This is a genomic window from Conexibacter woesei Iso977N, assembly GCF_000424625.1.
GTDB classification, from domain to species: domain Bacteria; phylum Actinomycetota; class Thermoleophilia; order Solirubrobacterales; family Solirubrobacteraceae; genus Baekduia; species Baekduia woesei_A.
In genome coordinates this window covers 81,970-99,507 of the sequence record NZ_AUKG01000005.1, presented here as the reverse complement: position 1 = coordinate 99,507, position 17,538 = coordinate 81,970, and the positions used below count along the sequence as shown (strand labels likewise).

Genomic DNA, 17,538 nt, shown 5'->3' with positions numbered 1-17,538 from the left:
TTCAGGACGACCCTGGAGCGACCGAATACCACGTCTGGTGGATCACGTCCGCACAGAGCCGCACGACCCTGCGACGCTGCAGGAGGCCGAAGCCCGCTTCCGCATCGCGTTCGAGGAGGCCGGCATCAGCATGGCCATCGTCGGGCTCGACGGCTCCTTCCTGCGGGTCAACCGCGCGCTGACCGAGCTGCTCGGCTACTCGTCCGAGCAGCTGATCGAAGGCGGCATGGCGCTCGTCCACCACCCCGACGGCGAGGCGATCTCGCAGAGCTGGGAGCACCTGCGCACCGGCCAGATCGAGCGCTACCAGTTCGACCGCCCGTACCGCCACGCCGCCGGCCACGTGATCTGGGGCGAGACGACGATGGCGCTGGTCCGCGACCACGACGGCAACCCGATGTACACGATCGGCCAGCTCCAGGACGTCAGCGGCCGCAGGGTCGCCGAGGAGCGCGCGGCTCGCCGCGCCGGGCAGCAGACCGCGCTCGCGCGCCTGTCGCAGCTCGCGCTGATCGAGCAGGACTTCGACGCGCTCGCCAGCGCGACGGTCCGGGCGATCACCAACACCTTGGACGTCTCGCTCGCCGGCCTGTCGGCCGTCGAGCCCGGCAGCGCCGCACCGCGCCACCTCGCGGGCGCCCACGCCGACGACCCCGGCGAGTCCGCCGCCGCGCGGCTCGACATCCAGCACTCGCGCTGCACGCTGGAGCGCAGCGCGCCGGTCGTCGTCCGCGACGTCGCGAACGAGACGCGCTTCGACGTCAGGGCGCTGCGGGCGCGCGGGCTGGCCTCCGGCATGGTCGTCCCGGTCGCGGGCGAGGACGAGGCGCCGTTCGGCGTGCTCGGCATGTACGCGACCGCGCCGCGCAAGTTCGACGACGACGACCTCGCGTTCCTGCAGTCGGTCGCCAACGTGCTGACCGGCGCGCTGCGCCGCCTCGCCGCCGAGCGCGGGCTGCGCCACCAAGCCCTCCATGATCCCCTGACGCAGCTGCCCAACCGGGCGCTGCTGCTCGACCGGCTGCGGCTCGCGCTGGCGCGGCGCCGCCGCGAGGCGCGCTGGGTCGCGGTCCTGCACTTCGACCTCGACGACTTCAAGGGCGTCAACGACTCGCTCGGCCACGTCGCCGGCGACGCGCTCCTGCGGGCCTTGGCGCCGCGGTTGAGCGAGGCGCTGCGGCCGTCCGACACGCTCGCGCGCCTCGGCGGCGACGAGTACGCGATCCTGCTGGAGGGGCTGGAGGACCCGGCCGAGTCGGTCAGGGTCGCCGAGCGGCTGCTCGCCGTCGTCGGCGAGCCGGTGGAGCTCTCCGGCGCCACGCTGCGGCTGAGCGCGTCGATCGGGATCGCGCTCGCCGCGCCGACCGCGTCGGACGAGAGCGAGGACCTGCTGCGCGACGCCGGCGTCGCCATGTACCGCGCCAAGCGCGCGGGCGGCGGGCGCTCCGAGCTGTTCGACGACGCGATGCGCGCCGAGACCGTCGAGCGGATCGCGCTGACCAACGACCTGCGCGAGGCGATCGAGAACGGCCAGCTGCGGCTCGAGTACCAGCCGCTGGTCCACCTCGGCCGCCGCCAGGCGTCCGGCTTCGAGGCGCTCGTGCGCTGGACCCATCCCGAGCGCGGCGAGATCGGGCCCGGGCGCTTCATCCCGCTCGCCGAGCAGCACGGGCTGATCGAGCCGCTGGGCCAGTGGGTCATGCGCGAGGCGCTGACCCAGCTGCGCCGCTGGCACGATTCCGGGTTCGCGACCAAGATGGGGATGTCGGTCAACGTGTCGCGCGTGCAGCTGTCGCGCCCGGGGCTGGCCGACGAGATCTTCGCGCTGCTCGACGAGCTGGCGCTCGCGCCCGACCGGCTGATCGTCGAGGTCACCGAGTCGGCCGTGATGGAGGACCCGGACGTCGCCAACGCGACGCTCGACGCGCTCAACGACCACGGGGTCCGGATCGCCCTGGACGACTTCGGCGTCGGGCAGTCGTCGCTGGCCTGCCTGCGCGACCTGCCGCTCAACGCGCTGAAGCTCGACCGCCAGTTCATCACGTCGCTTGCGTCCTCGCGCGAGGCCGCGGCGATCGTGCGTGCGGTCTGCGACATGGCGCGGACGCTGCGCTTCGGCGTCGTCGCCGAGGGCGTCGAGACCGAGGCGCAGTCGCAGGTCGTCGAGGCGCTGGGCTGCGACTTCGGCCAGGGCTTCCTGTACGCCCGGCCGACGCGGCCCGAGGACATCCGGGCCGCGGTGGCCGAGCTGGACGCGCGCCTGGGCGGCGCGGTCGGCAGCGCTGCGTAGTTGTAGGACTGGCTACGCGGCGGCGGGCTTCGCCGGGATCTTCGTCAGCGTCGCGAAGCCGGCGAGGAAGGACGTGATCTCGTCCCTGGACGCGGCGGTGCTCTGCGTGCAGTCGACGGTCGCGAAGACGTTGGCGTTCGCGGGCGTCTGGGCGGTGCTCGTCGCGGGCGTCGTGCCGCGGGCGTGGCCGGCCGAGCACTGCGGGATGTTGAGGTTCTGGACCGTCGAGGCCTTCAACCTGGTCCGGTTGGCCGTGACCCACGCGGTCGTCTGCTTGGCGGCGTCGGCGAAGTTCGTGATGGTCGGCGTGCCCGCGGAGGTCGCGAGCGCCGCGACGCCGTGGGCCGCGCCCGCGCGGGCGGCGCCGACGGTGCCGGAGAGGTCGACGAACGGGCCGAGGTTCGCGCCCGCGTTGATCCCGGCGATGACGAGGTCGACCTTGGACTTCTTGATGACCTTGCTGAACGCGTAGTTCACCGAGTCGGCCGGGAAGCCCTTGACGGCGATCGCCGGGTAGCCGGACTTGGTGGTGGTCTTGGTCGCGGTCAGCGCGCCGGGCGTGGTCTTGCCGCCGGTGCCGGACTGGTTCGCGGCGGGCGCGACGACGGTCACGGTGACCTTCGGCAGCTTGCGCAGCGCGGTGACGAGCGCGTCGATGCCCGGCGCCCTGACGCCGTCGTCGTTGGAGACGAGGACGCGCAGCGGCTTGACGTTCTTGGTGGTCTTGGCCTGGGCGGCGGCCGGCGCGGCGGCGACGGCGGCGAGGGCCAGGACGGCGGTGGAGGTACGGCGGAGGTTCATAGGCGGCGCGCAAGGTATTGGCCTGGCGCGCCGCCGCTGTCAACGAGATGTTGCCGTGGCGTTAGACCGCTTCGAGCACCATCGCGTTCGCGAGGCCGCCGGCCTCGCACATCGTCTGCAGCGCGTAGCGGGCGCCGTTCTGGGCCATCGCGTTGACGAGCGTCGCGGTGATCCGCGCGCCGGACGCGCCGAGCGGGTGGCCGAGGGCGATCGCGCCGCCGTTGACGTTGACCTTGCTCAGGTCCGCGCCGGTCTCGCGCTGCCAGGCCAGGACGACCGAGGCGAACGCCTCGTTGACCTCGAAGAGGTCGATGTCGTCCAGCGAGAGGTCAGCCTTCTCCAGCACTTTCGCTGTGGCCGGGATGACCCCGGTGAGCATGTAGAGCGGGTCGTCGCCGACGACGGAGAAGGCCTTCAACTTGGCCTTGGGCGTGAGGCCGAGCTCGCGTGCCATCTCGGGCGTGGTGACCAGGACCGCGGCGCTGCCGTCATTGGTCGGCGACGAGTTGCCCGCGGTCACGCGCCAGTCGATCTGCGGGAAGCGCGCGCCCATCGCGGGATCCTCGAAGGCGGGCTTGAGGCCGGCGAGCGCCTCCAGCGTCGTGCCGGGGCGGATCGACTCGTCGGTCGCGACGTCGCCGATCGGGACGACCTCGTCGGCGAACTTGCCGGCCTCGGTCGCGGCCGCCGCGCGCTGGTGGGACTCGAGCGAGAAGCGGTCGAGGTCGGAGCGCGGCAGCTCCCACTTGGCGGCGATCAGCTCGGCGCTGACGCCCTGGGGCACGAGGCCGTCCGGGTAGCGCGCCGCGACGCCGGGGCCGAACGGGTCGGCGCCGGGCGGGACGTTGGACCACATCGGGACGCGGCTCATCGACTCGACGCCGCACGCGATCACCGCGTCGTAGGCGCCGGAGATGACGCCCTGGGCGGCGAAGTGGACCGCCTGCTGCGAGCTGCCGCACTGGCGGTCGACGGTCGTGGCCGGGACCGACTCCGGCAGGCCCGCGGCGAGGACCGCGTAGCGCGTGGTGTTCATCGCCTGCTCGGCGACCTGGTCGACGCAGCCGCCGATCACGTCGTCGATCCGGGTCGGGTCGATCCCGGTGCGCTCGACGAGCGCGCGCAGCGAGTGGGCGAGCAGGTCGACGGGGTGGACGGGGTTCAGCGCGCCCTTGCCGGCCTTGCCCCGTCCGATCGGGGTCCGGACGGCATCGACGATCACGGCTTCGCGCATCGGTGTTCCTCCATGGTTTGAAAATCCAACTGAGGTGCGACCGGCGGTAGCCTAGCAAGAGTGAGTCCGGAAACCGAACCGACCGCCGTCGCCGAGCCGCGGCCGTGCGCCATCGCCGACGCGCTGGAGCTGATCGGCGAGCGCTGGGCGCTGCTGGTCGTGCGCGAGATGTTCTGGGGCAACCACCGCTTCTCGCAGATCCAGCGCGCGACCGGCGCGCCGCGCGACATCCTCAGCGCGCGCCTGCGGTCGCTGGTGGAGGCGGGGATCCTGGAGCGACGCCCGTACAGCGAGCGCCCGCCGCGCGACGAGTACCACCTGACCAAGCGCGGGCGCGCGCTGTCGCCGGTGCTGATGGCGATCCAGGAGTGGTCGTACGCCGAGATCGACGACGGCTGCACGCACCGCTTCCCGCACCACGACCACCAGGTCGATCCGGTGTCGAGGTTCACGTGCCGCGTGTGCGGCGAGGAGCTGCGCTAGGCCCAGGTCGCCGCGAGCACGCGGCGCCAGTTGTTCCAGGCGATGCCGGCGACCTCGGCCTCGGTGAAGCCGCCGGCGCGCAGCGCGTCGAGGAGCTTCGGGAGTCCGGCGACGTCGCCGAGCTCCTGCGGGATCACGCCGCCGTCGAAGTCGGAGCCGAGTGCGACGTGGCCGGCGCCGATGCGGTCGGCGACGTGGCGGACGTGGGCGACGACCTGGGTCAGCGGCGTGTCGGCGTCGAGCTTCCCGTCGGGGCGCAGGAAGTCCACGATGTAGGGGATGCCGACCAACCCGTTGGTCCTGCCGATCTCGTCGAGCTGGTCGTCGGTGAGGTTGCGCGAGGCGGGTGCGACCGCGTGGGCGCCGCAGTGGGTGGCGATCAGCGGCGCGTCGGTGATCCCGGCGACGTCCCAGAAGCCGCGCGTGTTCAAGTGCGACAGGTCGACGACCATGTTGTAGGCGTTGAGCTTCCTGACCAGCGCGCGGCCTGCGTCGGTCAGGCCCTCGCCGGTGTCGGGCGAGTGCGGGAACCTGAACGGGACGCCGTTCCCGAAGCGGTTGGGGCGGCTCCAGACGGGGCCGACCGAGCGCAGGCCCATGGCGTGCCAGGCGTCGAGCGCTTCGAGCGAAATGTCCAGCGGCTCGGCACCCTCGAGGTGCATGACCGCGGCGTGCGGGCCGCTCCCGTCGGCGGCGGCGTCGAGGTCGGCGACGCTGCGCGCGACGCGCAGGTGGCCGGCGCGCTCCAGCGCGAGCAGGCGCCCGGCCGCGGCGGTCGCCTCGGCGGCGGCGAAGTCGTGCGGGACCTCGGGATCGAGCGGGATGTCGTAGCCGCCGCCGGGAGCCGCCTCGAAGTCGAGGTCGACGCCGCCCGGGCCCGAGCAGAAGATCGCCCACATCGAGGCGACCAGCCCGCCGGCCGCCGCGCGCGGCAGGTCGAGGTGACCGCCGTCGCGGCCGGTCACCAGGTTCGCGTGGTCGGCGCGCGTGAGCGCGTCGTGGTGGCCGTCGAAGATCGGCTGCATCGGAGCGCGGGACCCTAATGGTCCGAGTACCCCGGGGCGGTATCCTGGGTGACCTATGGCTGACGCTCCGGCAACCCGTGGCTACTCCGCCACCAAGGACCAGCTGCTCAAGCGCCTGCGGCGCGTCGAGGGCCAGGTCCGCGGCATCGAGGGGATGGTGGAGGACGAGCGCTACTGCATCGACGTCCTCACCCAGATCAGCGCGGTGCAGGCCGCGCTCGACAAGGTCGCGCTCGGGCTGCTCGACCAGCACGCCAACCACTGCGTGATGGGCGCGCCCGACGAGGGGGCGAAGGCCGAGAAGACGGAGGAGTTGATGGCGGCCGTGGGGCGGTTGATGCGGCGGGGGTAGGGCGGAGGCTTCGCTTCGCTGTTCTGCGCGGGGCGTGGGTGGTGGTGCGGCGCGGCGGTGGGTGGTGTTCAGCGCGGCCGTGTTGCTGGCGGCTTGGAGCGTTGGTTGGGAGGGCATCGATGGCGAGCTGCGCTGGAGGCGGCGCCAGCGTTGGTGGTGTGGCTGGGCTGCTCGCCGGGACTGGGGGCGGGGTTCGGGGCCGAACGGGTTGGTCGGCGGCAGTTTGGTGTTCGTATGGGACGCCGGACTGCCGTTGAGGGGGTCAACGGTGCATTTGGGCTCTATGCGAACCACTGTGCACCGTTGACGCTTGGGTTCGGGCCCGAACGGCGCCCGGAGCCCTACGCGAGGCCCAGGAGACCCGCCCGCACCGCCCCCACGCCGAGCCACACCGCCAGCGGCGGCGCGACCGCCAACGCCTTCTCCCATCGATGCCCTCCAAGCTACGCCCCGCACCACCAGCGACACGGCCGCGCTGAACGCCACCCACCGCCGCGCCGGAGCGCCACCAACACCCCGCGGCCAGATCAGATCTGCGGCCCCGGCCCCGGAGGACCCGGCGGCGGTCCCGGCTGCGGCGTCGGCGCACCCGGCGGCGTGGGCGTGGGCGTGGGCGTGGGCGCGGGCGCCGGGGTCGGCGATGGACCGGGATTCGGTCCGGAAGGTGGCAGCGGCGACATCGCGGCTCGGCTACCCGGTCAGCCCTCGAACCAACGTCCAGAGGGATTAGCGCGGACACCTGGCGGGAAGCCTGGCGCGGGCAGTGGCTGCCCACGACCTCGTCCGCCTGCTCGATCTCGACCCGGAACTCGGGGATCGACTCGCGCCCGAGGACCAGCAGCGCGCGCTGCACCAGCTCGTCGCCGAGACGCTCCGCGTCCCGACCGGTCGCTGGGACGCGGCCGGCGCGATCGATCCCGCCGGCACGCCGCTGGGCCTGCTGATCCTCGATGGCCTGCTGCTGCGCGACCTCGACCTCGGCCGCCGCGCCTCGACCGAGGTGCTCGGCTTCGGCGACATCCTGCGGCCGTGGGACACCGACGCCGCCGCGTCCGAGCTGCCGCTCGTCGCGCGCTGGACGGTCCTGGAGCCGCTGCGCCTCGCGGTCCTCGACGAGCGCTTCCTGCACCTCGTGGTGCGCTTCCCGCCGGTCGTCGATGCGCTCTTCGCCCGCACGGCGCGCCGCCACCGCGGCCTGGCGGTCCGGCTCGTCGTCAACCAGCTCGTGCGCCTGGAGGACCGGCTGCTGCTCGCGCTCTGGGCGCTGGCCGAGCGCTGGGGCCGCGTCACGCCCGACGGCGTCCTGGTCCCGATGGGCCTGACCCACTCGGCGCTGGCCCGCCTCGTCGGCGCCCGCCGCCCGTCGGTCACGTCCGCGCTGGGCGACCTCTCGCGCGACCACCTGCTGGAGCGCACCGAGGACGGCTGGCTCCTGCGCGGCGACCCGGCCCACCTCGTGGACCCGGTCACCGAGCGCCTGCTCTCGCCGGCCTAGCGCCGCCCGCCGGATAGGCTCCGGCAGACCATGGAAGAAGGCCGCGTCCGATGGGCCCAATCCGGCGACGCGAGCATCGCGTACCGGCTGCTCGGCGACGGCCCGGTCGACATGGTGTTCTTGAACGGCGTCACCTCGCACATCGAGGTGCTGATGGAGGAGCCGGGGCTGCGGCGGTGGTGGGAGCGGCTCGGCTCGATCGCCAGGGTGATCCTGGTCGACCGGCGCGGCGTGGGGCTGAGCGACCGCCACCACGGGACGATCACGCTGGAGCAGGAGGTCGCCGACCTCGACGCGGTCCTCGACGACGCCGGCTGCGATCGCGTGGTCCTGCAGTCCTACGCGGCCGGCGGGCCGCTGGCGATCGAGTACGCGGCGACGCGCCCGGACCGGACGCTGGCGCTCGTCCTGTACGCCTCGGTGATCGCGACCGCGCGCGAGCAGGACGCGCCGTGGATCGAGGCGCCGCACGACCGCGCGGAGCGGCTGGCGAGGCTGCGCGACACGTGGGGGACGGGCGCGAACCTCGGGCGCCTCGCGCCGTCGCTCGAAGGCGACGAGCGGATGCGCGAGTGGATGGGCCGCTACGAGCGCCAGTCCGCGACGCCGCAGGGCTTCCTGCGCCTCAGCGCCAACCTCGACGGCGTCGACGTCCGCCACCACCTGCCCCAGCTGCGCGTCCCGACGCTGATCCTGCACCGGACCGGCGACAGGATGATCGACGTCGGCCACTCGCGGATGGCGGCGCGGCTGATCCCGGGCGCGCGGTTGGTCGAGCTGCCCGGCGAGGACTCGCTGCCGATGGTCGGCGACAGCGAGGCGCTGCTCGGCGAGCTGGAGGAGTTCCTGACCGGCTCGCGCACGACGACGTCGGGGCTGCAGCGGCGGCTGATGACGATCCTGTTCACCGACATCGTCGACGCGACCGGCCACGCTGCGCGGATGGGCGACGCGCGCTGGCGCGACCTCCTGTCCGCCCACGACGCCGCGATCCACCGCGAGGTGGAGCGCTACGGCGGGCGCCAGGTCAAGACGCTCGGCGACGGCTACATGGCCGCGTTCGAGGGGCCGCCGTCAGACGGGCTGCGCTGCGCCCGGACGGTCCTGGCCGCGGTGCGCGGGCTGGGGATCGAGCTGCGCGCCGGGCTGCACACGGGGGAGTGCGAGCTGATCGGCGGCGACGTCGGCGGGATGGCCGTGCACATCGCCGCGCGCGTGTGCGACATGGCGGGTCCGGGGCAGGTGCTGGTCTCCGGGACCAGCTACGGGACCGTCGTCGGCTCCGGGCTGACGTTCGAGCCGCTGGGCGCACACGCCCTCCGGGGCGTCCCGGGGCCGTGGCCGATCTTCGCTCTGCGACGCTGATCGATCATCAGCAGGATGCGGTCCCGCGCCGGATGCAAGCGCGGGTGCAGCGCAGCATGCGCTGACATGCGACCGCAACCTTGACCCTCCGGAACATGTTGTCCTTGGAAAGGGAAACCAACAGGGAGGCTCCCACCCATGTTCCGCAAGCTGTTCCACTCCAAGGGGGCGATCGTGCTGTCCGCGGCGATCGTCATCGGCCTGCTCGCGTCGTCGGTCTCGTTCGCGACCGGTGAAGGCAGGACGCTGCTGCTGGGCAAGCGCAACCCCGGATCCAACGCCTCGGCGGCGCTGTCGTCCGAGACGCAGATCATCGCCAACAACGGCACCTACGGCACCCGCCAGTCCAACAAGTCCGACAACGGCGGCGGCGCGATCTACGGCTGCCGCTCGAAGCTCGGCGGCTCCGAGAAGGGCAACGAGCCCTGCGTCCGCGCCTCGAACCTGGCCGACGGCCGCGCGTTCGAGTTCTCGTCCAACGGCGGCACCGAGGTCGGCCGGATCACCTCCGGCAACACCAGGGCCGCGCCGTTCACGACCAACGCGACGGGTGTCGCGACCGGGCTGAACGCCGACCAGGTCGACGGCAAGGGCGCCGACGACATCGCCAGGGCCGCGCATGACGATGCCGCGACGACGGCCACGGCCGCCGTGCAGGGCGCGACGTCGATCGCCGCCGTCTCCGACGCCGGCGCGCTCGGCACGGTCAAGCGCGGGTTCGCGTCGGCGACGACGACGGGCACCGGCACCTACCAGGTGGTCGCCAGCAACGACGTCTCGGCGTGCGCGATCCAGGTCACCGAGGCCACGGTCACGTCGGCCGGCGCCGCGGCGGCCGAGCTGGCGGGCGACAGGAAGACGATCAACGTCTCGACCCGCGACGACGCGGGCGCCCTGGCCAACAAGGCGTTCCACGTCACGGTGAGCTGCTAGCCGCAGCGCTCCGGGTTCAGGTCCCTCGCACGCGCGTCCGCGCGCGTGCGAGGAGCACCTGGCCCAGCAGGGTGCCCCAGTCCGCCAGGCCGCCGTACAGGTGGCCGAGCGGGCCGGTGTAGATCCACGCCAGCGCGCGCGTGGAAGGGGAGAGGCGGCGAGCGGCCATATGCGCTCTGACGCTACCGTTACGGCAACATGGCCGCTGCAACGAACGTCAAGACCACCGTCGAAGAGCTCCCCGAGTCCCGGGTTCGAGTCGCCGCGGAGGTCACGCCGCAGGAAGTTGCGCGCCGCGTCACCGAGGCCGCCGGCCGGATGGGCCGCGACCTGCGCATGCCGGGCTTCCGCAAGGGCAAGGTTCCGGCGCCGGTCGTCGTGCAGCGCCTGGGCCGCGAGGCGATCCTCGACGAGGCCGTCCGCAACGCGCTCCCGCGCTGGTACGTCGAGGCGATCGACGGGGCCGGGATCAAGACCGTCGGCGAGCCCGACGTCGACCTCGACTTCTCCGCGCTGCCCGGCGAGGGCGAGCCGCTCAACTTCACGATCGAGATCGGCGTGCGCCCGACCGCGACGATCGGCGACATCTCCAAGCTCGAGGTCGAGCGCCGCGAGCCGGAGGCCGACGAGCAGGCCATCGACGAGCAGGTCGAGCAGCTGCGCGAGCGCTCCGCCCGGTTGGAGACCGCCGAGAAGGCGTCCGAGAACGGCGACTTCGTCGTCATCGACTTCAAGGGCTCGATCGAGGGCGACGACGGCGAGCGCGACTACTTCGCCGGCGGCGAGGGCCGCGACCACCTCCTGGAGCTCGGCTCCAACCAGTTCATCGGCGGCTTCGAGGAGCAGCTCGTCGGCCTGAAGGCCGGCGACGAGAAGGTCGTCGAGGTCACGTTCCCCGAGGAGTACGGCTCCGCGCCGCACCTGGCCGGCAAGCCCGCCCAGTTCGAGGTGACGGTCAACGAGGTCAAGGCCAAGGAGCTGCCCGAGCTCGACGACGACTTCGCGACCGAGGCCGGCGGGTTCGACACGCTCGCCGAGCTGCGCGAGGACATCGCCACGCGCATGCGCGAGGCCGACGAGCGCAAGGTCGAGGCGGAGTTCCGCGAGGCCGCGCTGGACAAGGTCGTCGAGGGCGCCGAGGTCGAGATCCCGGACTCGCTGGTCGAGTCGCGCGCGAGGGAGCTGTTCGAGCAGATGCTCCACTCGCTCTCGCACCGCGGGATCACGAAGGACGCCTACCTGCGGATCGCGCAGAAGTCCGAGGAGGAGATCCTCGACGAGGCCCGCCCGGACGCCGAGCAGGCGCTGCGCCGCGAGGCCGTCCTGGCCGCCGTGATCGAGGCCGAGGACATCAAGCCGTCGGATGGCGACATCCTCGACGCGCTGCAGGAGTCGGCGATCCAGCAGGGCACGAAGCCCGAGAAGCTGCGCAAGCGCCTGGAGCAGCAGGGGCGCCTCGAGGAGCTGATCGAGGATCTGGCCCAGCGCCAGGCCGTCGAGCTGCTGGCCGAGCGCGCCGGCGGCGCCGCCCCGGCGGCCGCCGCTGCGGGTTCCGACGACGCGTCGGAGTAGCGCTTCCTGAGGGGACCCGCATGGTCGACCTGGTCGATCGTGTGGGGTCGCCTCACTGCTATGAGGTTCCTGTGCGTTCGGTGCTACCGTGCCGCCGCACATGTTCCGGTCCAGCTTCGCTCGTCGTCATCGTCACCTGATCCTCGCCGTCGCCACGGCACTGCTCCTGGGCCTGCTCGCGAGCATGGCCCTGGCGGCCACGGGGCACCGCTCGTCGCACAGCGGCGGCTACGGGGGTTACGGCGGCGGCGGGTATGGCTATGGGTACGGCTACGGCTACGGCGGGGGCTACGGGTACGGCGGCTATGGCTATGGCTACGGCTACGGCGGCCATCACGGCAGCTACCTGGCGGCCGGGCAGGTCTTCGATGCGGCCAAGTACGCCGACGCGCTTGCGCATGGCGCCTCGAGGGGCGATGCGCAGCGGGTCTCCGAGCTGGCCGGCGCGTCGGTGACGCTGCAGCGCTCGCTCTTCGACGGCGCCACGTGGGTCACGTTGTCGGCGGCCGAGGCCGGCAGCCCGAACCCGAGGACGACCGGGGCCGACGGCTTCTTCGCCTTCTTCCTCACCCGTCCGGGCGGGCGTGTGCGGGCCGAGGCGACGGCGCCGGGCTACGAGCCGGGCACGAGCATCACGCGCGCCGCGACCGCGCAGTCCACGCCGCTGAGCGTGTGGCTGACGCCGGTCGCGCAGGCCGGCGGTGGCACCTCGACGACGACGACCACGACGACCGACACCACCAACAACGGTGGCGGCGGGACGACGGCCGTGACATCGACGGTCCCGACGACGCAGGGCGCGGGGAGCAGGACCGTCGCGCCGGCGCCGGTCAGAAAGCCCGTCGGCTGCGCGGCGAAGAAGGGCAGCGCGAAGGTCGCGTGCGAGCGCGCCGCCAAGCTGGCGACCGCGCTGAGGACCTGCGACAAGACCTACAAGAAGGGCTCGAAGCGCACGCTCTGCGAGCGCCGCGCCCGCGCGCTGTCGGTCTGCGACGCGAAGAAGGGCAGGAAGCGCACGGCGTGCCGCGCCAAGGCGCTGAAGATCGGCAAGGCCACCAAGAAGCACAAGGCGGCGTCGAAGCATGCCGCGCGCCATTAGCCGGCGGACGGGCGCGGCGCTTGCGGCGCTGGCCGCGGTCCTGCTGGCGTGCGCGTGGGGCGTCTGCGCGGCGCCCGCGCGCGCCGACGTCGGGATCAGCGACACGCGGCCGGGGATCTTCAGCGACTGGCGCTTCACCGACCTCGGCGTGACGCACGTCCGGCTGGTCGTGCCGTGGGACGTCGCGGTCGACAAGCCGGAGGCGACCGACGCGTACCTGGCCGCGGCGCAGGCGGCGGGCGTGAGCGTCCACGTCGCGTTCGAGCACCTCTCCGGCGACCAGTGCCCGAGCGCGCCGTGCACGCTGCCGGGCGTCCAGGACTTCCGGACCGCGTTCGTCGCGTTCCGCAACCGCTGGCCGCAGGTCACGAGCTTCACGGCCTGGAACGAGGCGTCGCACGAGACGCAGCCGACGCGCGGCGACCCCGCGCGGGCGGCGGCGTACTACGACACGATCGTCGACCAGTGCCCGACCTGCGAGGTCGTCGCCGCCGACGTGCTCGGCGGCGATCCCGGGATGGCGCAGTGGCTGCGAGCGTTCCAGAACGCTGCGCGCCATCCGCCGTTGTTGTACGGGTTGCACGATTACTCCGACGCCGACCGCGGGTCGACGGCCGACCTCGACGGCATGCTGTCGATGATCGGCGGCGGGGCGAAGCTGTGGATCACCGAGACCGGCGGGATCGTCCGCTTCCGCACACGCGACGGCGTCGAGACGATGGGCTACGACGAGGCCCGCGCCGCGCGGGCGATCGGCTGGGCGCTCGAGGTCGCCGACGCGTACGCCGCGATCGTCCCGCGGACCTACATCTACAGCTTCACCGGTGGCGGTCGCATGGACACGGGCCTGGTCGGGCTCGACGGGAGCACGCGCGCCGGCTACGACGTGCTGCTGCAGTACCAGCGCGCGCACACGATCCCGCCGCTGCCGCGCCCGCCGGGCACGCAGGGCGCGACGACGCCGGTCTGGGACCGGCACAGCACGCCCGGCGGCTCGGCCACGAGCGGCGGCGCGGGCGGGGCCAGGGGCGGGGGATCATCGCCCACGAGGCTCTCCGGTCCGCGCCGGACCGTCCTGCGCTCACCCCGCGTGCGCCGCACCGGACGCCTCGGCCTGCGCCTGCTGCTGTCCTGCCCCGCGGGCGCGCCACGCTGCACCGGAACGATCCGCGCGTCCGGCCTGCGCCGCGCGACCTACAGCGTCCGCCCCGGCGGCCGCGCGACGGTCCTCCTGCACTGCACCCACCGCCGCCCACGCGCCCGCGCGACGCTGCGCCTGGCCTTCACCCAGTCCGGCGTGAAGCCCTGGCACGCGAAGGTGAGCGTCCGATGACCACCGCCGCCGCGCCGCGCGCCGTCGCTGCGCCGAGCGTCGCCACTGCGCGCGGCGCGGTCGGGTCGCCGGCGGCCGTCGCTCGGCGCGCGGCGCCGGCGGCCGCGACGGTGGTCCTGGCGGGCGTTCTGCGGGTCGTCCTCGGGCTGCCGCAGACGGGCTACGACGCGTGGTGGTCGTTGCTGTGGGGACGGTCGCTCGCGCACGGGTCGCTGCCAGATCTGAGCGGGGCGTTCGCCCCGACGCCGCATCCGCTGGCGATCGGGGTCGCGGCGGTGGTCGGGAACGCGACCGCGTTGGCGTGGCTGAGCCTGCTCGCGCTGGCCGCGTGCGGGGTCGTCGTGGCGGTGCTCGGCGGGCGGCTGTTCGGGCCGGTCGCAGGCGCGCTGGCGGCGGCGATCCTTCTGACGCGGCCGCTGCTGGCCGGCTCGGTCCTGGAGTCCGGGACCGACGTGCCGTTCCTGGCGCTCGTGCTCGGCGCGGGTGCCGCGCTCGTGCATCCGGACGGCGCGCGCTACCGCCGGGCGTTGATCCTGCTCACCGCCGCCGGGCTGCTGCGCCCCGAGGCGTGGGCGCTGGCGGTCGTGGTCGCGGCGATCGCGCCGTCGCGCCGGCGCTTCGCGCTCGCCCTCGCCGCACCCGCCGCGTGGCTGCTGTTCGACCTCGTCTGCACCGGCGACCCGCTGCACTCCCTGCACGGGACGCGCGACCTCGCCGACGCGCTCGGCCGCGCGCACTCCTTCGGCGCCGCGCTGCGGCTCGGGCCGGACTACCTGACGGTCGTCCTCGGCGACGCGGTCGCGCTGCTCGGCGGCGCCGCGGCGATCGCCGCGCTGTGGATCGCGCCCCGGCGCGCGCTGCTCCCGCTCGCCACGCTCGGCGCGGGCGCCGCGGCGTTCCTGGCGCTCGGGATCGCGGGGCTGCCGCTGCTCTACCGCTACACCTTGCTCCCGTCCGCGGCGCTCGCGCTGCTCGCCGCCTGGGCGCCGACGGCGTTCGCCGCCGCGTCCCGCGGCACCGCGTTGCGCGCCGCGCTCATCGCGGGCGCGGTCGCCGCCGTCGCGGCGCTCGCGCTCAACGCGCCGCACGCGGCGTCCGGGCTCCGGGACCAGGCGCGCTTCGCGGGCACGGCACTGCGCGAGCAGCGCGACCTCACCGCGCTCGTCCGCTCACCCGCGGTCCGGGCGCGCCTGCGCGGCTGCGCCGCCGCCGCGCCGGTCCTGCTCGCGCAGCAGCGCCCGGTCCCGCAGGTCGCGTTCCTGCTCGCGCAGGATCGCCCGATCCGCGTTGGCGGCAGCGCGCCCGCGCGCGGCGTGATCCTCACGCCGCGCCGCGGCTCGCTCGCCTTCACCGACCACCTCGCGCCCACCGACGCGCCGGCGCCCGACCCCCGCGCCGTCAACAGCGCCCGCCCCCTGGACACTCGTGGTGCCTGGGCCGCGCTGTCCACCTGCTAGCAGCCCGCGCCGACGCGCCTCGAACGAGCGTCCTCAACCCTCAAGGACACTCGGCCAAGACCGACCTGAAGGCCAGGGGACGTGCCTGGCCGAGTGCTAGCCTCCACGGACCTTCCGCGGTGCTCCAAGGGAGACCGTCGCGGAAGGATCTTCCCCCTTGAGAGAGAACGAGCACGAGGTCACATGAGTCCACTGGTTCCGATGGTCGTCGAGCAGACGTCGCGCGGCGAGCGTGCGTTCGACATCTACTCCCGCCTGCTCAACGAGCGCATCGTGTTCCTGGGCACGCCGGTCGACGACCAGATCGCCAACCTGATCGTGGCCCAGCTCCTGCACCTGGAGTCCGAGGATCCCGACAAGGACATCTCGCTGTACATCAACTCCCCGGGCGGGAGCGTGTACGCGGGTCTGGCGATCTACGACACGATGCAGTTCATCAAGCCCGACGTGCAGACGATCTGCGTCGGCATCGCGATGAGCATGGGCGCGCTGCTGCTGGCCGGCGGCGCTGACGGCAAGCGGATGGCGCTCCCGAACGCGAAGATCCTGATCCACCAGGTCAGCTCCGGCTTCCAGGGCCAGGCCACGGACATCGAGATCCACGCCAAGGAGATCATCGACATCCGCCAGCGCCTGGACCACATCATCGCCAAGCACACGAAGCAGACGTACGAGAAGGTGCGCGGCGACACCGAGCGCGATTACTTCATGAGCTCGGACGAGGCAGTGACGTACGGGATCATCGACCGGGTGATCTCCGAGCACTAGACTCGGCGCACCCTTCCTGTCAGAGACTGATGAAGAGGCGGATGTAGATGGCGCGTCCCACCGACTCCAACGAGCAGCTGCTGTGCAGCTTCTGCGGGAAGTCGCAGCGGCAGGTCAAGAAGCTGATCGCCGGGCCCGGCGTCTACATCTGCGACGAGTGCATCGACCTCTGCAACGAGATCATCGACGAGGAGCTCACCGCTCCGCCGTCGTTCGACCTCGACAACCTCCCGAAGCCGCGGGAGATCTACTCCGTCCTCGACGAGTACGTCGTCGGGCAGGAGGAGGCCAAGCGCACGCTGTCGGTGGCGGTCTACAACCACTACAAGCGCGTGCAGATGATGCAGAGCGCCGACAGCGACATCGAGCTGCAGAAGTCGAACATCCTGCTTCTGGGCCCGACGGGCTGCGGCAAGACGCTGCTCGCGCAGACGCTCGCGCGGATCCTGAACGTGCCGTTCGCGATCGCCGACGCCACGGCGCTGACCGAGGCCGGCTACGTCGGCGAGGACGTCGAGAACATCCTGCTGAAGCTGATCCAGGCCGCGGACTACGACGTCAAGAAGGCCGAGACCGGGATCATCTACATCGACGAGGTCGACAAGATCGCGCGCAAGGCGGACAACCCGTCGATCACGCGCGACGTGTCGGGCGAGGGCGTCCAGCAGGCGCTCTTGAAGATCCTGGAGGGGACCACCGCTTCGGTCCCGCCGCAGGGTGGGCGCAAGCACCCGCACCAGGAGTTCCTGTCGATCGACACCACGAACATCCTGTTCATCTGCGGTGGCGCGTTCGCGAACCTCGACCAGGTGATCGAGCGGCGCATCGGCAGCCAGGGCATCGGCTTCGGCGCGACGATCACCGCGAAGGCCGACGAGGACAGGGGCGAGGTGTTCCAGAAGACGCTGCCCGAGGACCTCGTCAACTACGGGCTGATCCCGGAGTTCATCGGGCGCCTGCCCGTGGTCAGCGCGGTGCACCAGCTGTCGCGTGAGGATCTGATCACGATCCTGACGGAGCCGCGCAACGCGCTGGTCAAGCAGTTCCAGCGGTTCTTCCAGTTCGACGGGATCGAGCTGGTGTTCTCGGAGGATGCGCTGGGTTCCGTCGCCTCGCTTGCGTTGGAGCGCGAGACCGGCGCGCGTGGCCTGCGGTCGATCATCGAAGAGACGTTGCTGGACGTGCAGTTCGAGCTGCCCTCACGGCGCGACGTGAAGAAGTGCGTCGTGACCAAGGAGACGATCGAGAAGGGCATCACGCCCACGCTCGTCACCGAGGCGGTCGAGGACGACACGCCGCAGGCCGAGTCGGCCTGAGCGCCGCGCGCCGCG

The 17,538-nt window shown here is 72.8% G+C and carries 16 protein-coding genes; 12 read left to right on the top strand and 4 right to left on the bottom strand.

What is annotated here, in order from left to right:
- Positions 1–37 precede the first annotated feature (37 nt).
- Positions 38–2,290 (top strand): EAL domain-containing protein, encoded by a 2,253-nt coding sequence (locus H030_RS37980; RefSeq protein WP_051223812.1) that lies wholly within the window; start codon positions 38–40, stop codon positions 2,288–2,290.
- Between the two features lie 12 nt (positions 2,291–2,302).
- Here H030_RS37980 and H030_RS37975 read toward each other — a convergent pair whose 3' ends face one another.
- A complete protein-coding gene (locus H030_RS37975) occupies positions 2,303–3,091 on the bottom strand; it encodes a 5'/3'-nucleotidase SurE (protein WP_051223811.1) in 789 nt (262 codons plus the stop codon).
- Positions 3,092–3,152: 61 nt separating this feature from the next.
- Positions 3,153–4,325 carry a thiolase family protein gene (locus H030_RS0126800; protein ID WP_027008392.1) on the bottom strand — a complete coding sequence of 391 codons (1,173 nt, stop codon included), beginning with the start codon at positions 4,323–4,325 and terminating at the stop codon, positions 3,153–3,155.
- Between the two features lie 60 nt (positions 4,326–4,385).
- On the opposite strand from H030_RS0126800, the gene H030_RS35545 reads away from it, so the two are divergent.
- Positions 4,386–4,808, top strand: coding sequence for a winged helix-turn-helix transcriptional regulator (locus tag H030_RS35545; protein WP_035130247.1), 423 nt, complete (start codon positions 4,386–4,388; stop codon positions 4,806–4,808).
- Here H030_RS35545 and H030_RS0126790 read toward each other — a convergent pair.
- The gene (locus H030_RS0126790; protein WP_027008391.1) at positions 4,805–5,833 is read right to left on the bottom strand and encodes a dipeptidase; all 1,029 of its coding nucleotides are present in this window, start codon (positions 5,831–5,833) and stop codon (positions 4,805–4,807) included. The genes H030_RS35545 and H030_RS0126790 overlap by 4 nt on opposite strands.
- Before the next feature lie 55 nt (positions 5,834–5,888).
- Between H030_RS0126790 and H030_RS0126785 the strand changes: the two genes are divergently transcribed.
- The 4 genes from H030_RS0126785 (at position 5,889) to H030_RS0126770 (ending at position 9,978) form a co-directional block, all read left to right on the top strand.
- Positions 5,889–6,185: a metal-sensitive transcriptional regulator gene (locus H030_RS0126785; protein WP_027008390.1), complete on the top strand. Its 297-nt coding sequence runs from the start codon at positions 5,889–5,891 to the stop codon at positions 6,183–6,185.
- 763 nt (positions 6,186–6,948) lie between these two features.
- Positions 6,949–7,680: a helix-turn-helix domain-containing protein gene (locus H030_RS37970; protein ID WP_051223810.1), complete on the top strand. Its 732-nt coding sequence runs from the start codon at positions 6,949–6,951 to the stop codon at positions 7,678–7,680.
- A 30-nt stretch (positions 7,681–7,710) separates the two neighbouring features.
- Positions 7,711–9,045, top strand: a complete 1,335-nt coding sequence (locus H030_RS0126775) for an adenylate/guanylate cyclase domain-containing protein (RefSeq protein WP_027008389.1) — start codon at positions 7,711–7,713, stop codon at positions 9,043–9,045.
- Between the two features lie 138 nt (positions 9,046–9,183).
- Complete coding sequence (locus H030_RS0126770) at positions 9,184–9,978, top strand: hypothetical protein (RefSeq protein ID WP_027008388.1); 795 nt, start codon at positions 9,184–9,186, stop codon at positions 9,976–9,978.
- Between the two features lie 16 nt (positions 9,979–9,994).
- Here H030_RS0126770 and H030_RS39430 read toward each other — a convergent pair whose 3' ends face one another.
- Positions 9,995–10,147 (bottom strand): hypothetical protein, encoded by a 153-nt coding sequence (locus H030_RS39430; RefSeq protein WP_155892299.1) that lies wholly within the window; start codon positions 10,145–10,147, stop codon positions 9,995–9,997.
- Between the two features lie 29 nt (positions 10,148–10,176).
- On the opposite strand from H030_RS39430, the gene tig reads away from it, so the two are divergent.
- The 6 genes from tig (at position 10,177) to clpX (ending at position 17,523) form a co-directional block, all read left to right on the top strand.
- Positions 10,177–11,550 carry a trigger factor gene (tig, locus tag H030_RS35535; protein ID WP_051223809.1) on the top strand — a complete coding sequence of 458 codons (1,374 nt, stop codon included), beginning with the start codon at positions 10,177–10,179 and terminating at the stop codon, positions 11,548–11,550.
- A 100-nt stretch (positions 11,551–11,650) separates the two neighbouring features.
- Positions 11,651–12,649 carry a hypothetical protein gene (locus H030_RS37965; protein WP_051223808.1) on the top strand — a complete coding sequence of 333 codons (999 nt, stop codon included), beginning with the start codon at positions 11,651–11,653 and terminating at the stop codon, positions 12,647–12,649.
- Positions 12,633–13,982, top strand: a complete 1,350-nt coding sequence (locus H030_RS0126750) for a hypothetical protein (RefSeq protein WP_027008387.1) — start codon at positions 12,633–12,635, stop codon at positions 13,980–13,982. The genes H030_RS37965 and H030_RS0126750 overlap by 17 nt, the downstream gene beginning before the upstream one ends.
- On the top strand, positions 13,979–15,439 hold the full coding sequence (locus tag H030_RS0126745; RefSeq protein ID WP_027008386.1) for a hypothetical protein: 1,461 nt from the start codon (positions 13,979–13,981) through the stop codon (positions 15,437–15,439). Before H030_RS0126750 ends, H030_RS0126745 begins: the two co-directional genes overlap by 4 nt.
- A gap of 183 nt (positions 15,440–15,622) precedes the next feature.
- Positions 15,623–16,207 (top strand): ATP-dependent Clp endopeptidase proteolytic subunit ClpP, encoded by a 585-nt coding sequence (clpP, locus tag H030_RS0126740; protein WP_027008385.1) that lies wholly within the window; start codon positions 15,623–15,625, stop codon positions 16,205–16,207.
- Positions 16,208–16,254: 47 nt separating this feature from the next.
- Positions 16,255–17,523 (top strand): ATP-dependent Clp protease ATP-binding subunit ClpX, encoded by a 1,269-nt coding sequence (gene clpX / locus H030_RS0126735; protein ID WP_027008384.1) that lies wholly within the window; start codon positions 16,255–16,257, stop codon positions 17,521–17,523.
- The last annotated feature ends 15 nt before the right edge of the window (positions 17,524–17,538 follow it).

Bases quoted from the DNA above. Each gene is read 5' to 3' on its own strand.
- H030_RS0126770 (WP_027008388.1), top strand. From the start codon at position 9,184: ATGTTCCGCAAGCTGTTCCACTCCAAGGGGGCGATCGTGCTGTCCGCG.
- H030_RS0126785 (WP_027008390.1), top strand. From the start codon at position 5,889: ATGGCTGACGCTCCGGCAACCCGTGGCTACTCCGCCACCAAGGACCAG.
- H030_RS0126750 (WP_027008387.1), top strand. From the start codon at position 12,633: ATGCCGCGCGCCATTAGCCGGCGGACGGGCGCGGCGCTTGCGGCGCTG.
- clpP (WP_027008385.1), top strand. From the start codon at position 15,623: ATGAGTCCACTGGTTCCGATGGTCGTCGAGCAGACGTCGCGCGGCGAG.
- H030_RS37965 (WP_051223808.1), top strand. From the start codon at position 11,651: ATGTTCCGGTCCAGCTTCGCTCGTCGTCATCGTCACCTGATCCTCGCC.
- H030_RS0126790 (WP_027008391.1), bottom strand. From the start codon at position 5,833: ATGCAGCCGATCTTCGACGGCCACCACGACGCGCTCACGCGCGCCGAC.
- clpX (WP_027008384.1), top strand. From the start codon at position 16,255: ATGGCGCGTCCCACCGACTCCAACGAGCAGCTGCTGTGCAGCTTCTGC.
- H030_RS0126800 (WP_027008392.1), bottom strand. From the start codon at position 4,325: ATGCGCGAAGCCGTGATCGTCGATGCCGTCCGGACCCCGATCGGACGG.
- H030_RS0126745 (WP_027008386.1), top strand. From the start codon at position 13,979: ATGACCACCGCCGCCGCGCCGCGCGCCGTCGCTGCGCCGAGCGTCGCC.
- tig (WP_051223809.1), top strand. From the start codon at position 10,177: ATGGCCGCTGCAACGAACGTCAAGACCACCGTCGAAGAGCTCCCCGAG.
- H030_RS37975 (WP_051223811.1), bottom strand. From the start codon at position 3,091: ATGAACCTCCGCCGTACCTCCACCGCCGTCCTGGCCCTCGCCGCCGTC.
- H030_RS39430 (WP_155892299.1), bottom strand. From the start codon at position 10,147: ATGGCCGCTCGCCGCCTCTCCCCTTCCACGCGCGCGCTGGCGTGGATC.
- H030_RS0126775 (WP_027008389.1), top strand. From the start codon at position 7,711: ATGGAAGAAGGCCGCGTCCGATGGGCCCAATCCGGCGACGCGAGCATC.